The sequence below is a fragment of the Rhodoferax sp. genome (assembly GCF_014859475.1).
Lineage (GTDB): Bacteria > Pseudomonadota > Gammaproteobacteria > Burkholderiales > Burkholderiaceae_C > Rhodoferax.
Window position 1 is genome coordinate 1 of the sequence record NZ_JACUUE010000306.1, and the last position, 2,104, is coordinate 2,104.

Consider the following 2,104-nt stretch of genomic DNA (forward strand, 5'->3'; position numbering starts at 1 on the left):
CCGGGTGGTGTGGCAGGGGCGCCTCCTACAATGGAGGCCCCCTATGCCGATTAAATTTCGGATAATCCAGGCATGAACACAACTATCAACGCTGACCCGGCCGAGCTGGCCAAATTTTCTGACCTGGCCCACCGCTGGTGGGACACCGAGGGCGAATTTCGCCCGCTGCACCAGATTAACCCCTTGCGCCTGGCCTGGATCAATGGCCTGTGCCCGCTCCAGGGTAAAACCGCGCTCGACGTGGGTTGCGGCGGCGGCATCCTGACTGACTCGCTGGCGCGCTCGGGCGCAATGGCCACCGGCATCGATCTGTCCACCAAGGCACTGCGCATTGCCCAACTGCATGCCATGGATGCGCAAACCGACAACGTGCAATACCGCGAGATCAGCGCCGAGGCCATGGCGCTTGAGCAGCCCGCCAGCTTCGATGTGGTGACCTGCATGGAAATGCTGGAGCACGTGCCCGACCCGGCCTCGGTGGTGCAAGCCTGCACGACGCTGGTCAAGCCGGGCGGCTGGGTATTTTTCTCCACACTTAATCGCACCCCGATGTCCTTTTTGCAAGCCATCATCGGTGCTGAATACGTGCTCAACATGCTGCCGCGCGGCACCCACGAATTTGCCAAATTCATCCGCCCCAGCGAACTGGCGGGCTTCTGCCGTCGTGCCGGCCTGAATGTGACGCAATCGCGCGGCTTGTCGTTCAACCCGATCACGCAGCGCTACTGGCTCAACAGCAACACCAGCGTCAACTACCTGCTGGCCACGCAAAAACCGGCGTTCCTGCCCGCGTGACGAACCAGTGCGTCCGTTTTGCTGATGTGCAAGCGGTACTGTTCGACCTGGACGGTACGCTAATCGATAGCGCCCCGGACCTGGCCGCCGCCGCAGACGCCATGCGTGTTGCGCGCGGCCTGCCATCGCTGCCGCTGGCGCAGTACCGACCCATGGCGGGTGCCGGTGCCCGCGGCCTGCTGGGCGTGGCGTTTGGCATGACGCCCGAACACGCAGATTACGACACCCTGCGCGAAGAGTTTTTTTGCATTTATGAGCGCAGCCTGACGCAGCGCACGCAAATCTTCGACGGTGTACCCGAGTTGCTGGCGCGTTTTGTCGCGCAAGGTGTGAAATGGGGCGTGGTGACCAACAAGTCCGAGCGCTTCAGTCTGCCACTGACTGGTTCGATGGCCTTGTTCGCCACAGCCGGCACCATTGTCAGCGGCGACACCACGCCCTTCGCCAAGCCGCACCCGGCGCCCCTGCTGGAAGCCGCCCGCCGCCTGGGGGTGGATGCCGGTCGCTGTGTTTATGTAGGCGACGACGAACGTGACATTGTGGCCGGCCAAGCCGCCGGTATGGCCACTGTGGCGGTTACTTACGGCTACCTCGGGGCACAGGCCGACACCCACCGGTGGGGCGCAAATGCCACAATTAATTGTGTGAATGAACTGCTGCCGCTCTTGCAATTTTCCAGCGTGGCCTAAAATGCGAGGCTCAGGGGCTGCACTGGTTTCGACGTGGATTCGGACGCGCGGCAGGGCATGTCGAGCTGAATGAGCTCGTAAAACAGATTCAAAAAAACTAACTGCAAACGACGAACGTTTCGCACTCGCTGCTTAATTGCACGTGAGCCTCACAACAGTCAGCCGATCGGCTGGGCAAGGGTAGCGCAAGCTGTCCAGGCTGTGGGGTAATTTAATTCGGCTGGAGTCGCCTTGGGTAACTTAGGGCGGTTTGAGAAAATAGGTTACTGGCGATTTGCATAGCGTGCCACTGCGCGATGCGAAAAGCGAGATTCAAATCAGACGGCTACACATGTAGAACTGTTCGAAGAAGGTTTGCGGACGCGGGTTCAAATCCCGCCAGCTCCACCATACATAAAAAGCCCAACTCTTTTCAGTTGGGCTTTTTTTAGCCTAAAAACTCAATGGTGGCGCGCACTTACGCGATTTGCCTCTTGATTATTTCGCTATCAAATTTGGGTATTTTTGCCCGTTTTTGACCTCATTTCCCCCGTTTTCTCTCTCTGTTCTCAGTAACCCTTGTGACTTTTCACAAGGGCACATTCAATGAAATCAACGACTTACGCGGGGGTGGTTTGCAA

2 protein-coding genes and 1 other RNA gene are annotated in these 2,104 nt (G+C 58.7%); all 3 read left to right on the forward strand.

Annotated features, from left to right (window positions below):
* Positions 1 to 72 precede the first annotated feature (72 nt).
* Positions 73 to 795 (forward strand): bifunctional 2-polyprenyl-6-hydroxyphenol methylase/3-demethylubiquinol 3-O-methyltransferase UbiG, encoded by a 723-nt coding sequence (ubiG, locus tag IBX54_RS14690; protein WP_296543397.1) that lies wholly within the window; start codon positions 73 to 75, stop codon positions 793 to 795.
* Positions 792 to 1,484 carry an HAD family hydrolase gene (locus IBX54_RS14695; protein ID WP_296543398.1) on the forward strand — a complete coding sequence of 231 codons (693 nt, stop codon included), beginning with the start codon at positions 792 to 794 and terminating at the stop codon, positions 1,482 to 1,484. The genes ubiG and IBX54_RS14695 overlap by 4 nt, the downstream gene beginning before the upstream one ends.
* A gap of 13 nt (positions 1,485 to 1,497) precedes the next feature.
* Positions 1,498 to 1,874, forward strand: a transfer-messenger RNA (tmRNA) gene (gene ssrA / locus IBX54_RS14700).
* The last annotated feature ends 230 nt before the right edge of the window (positions 1,875 to 2,104 follow it).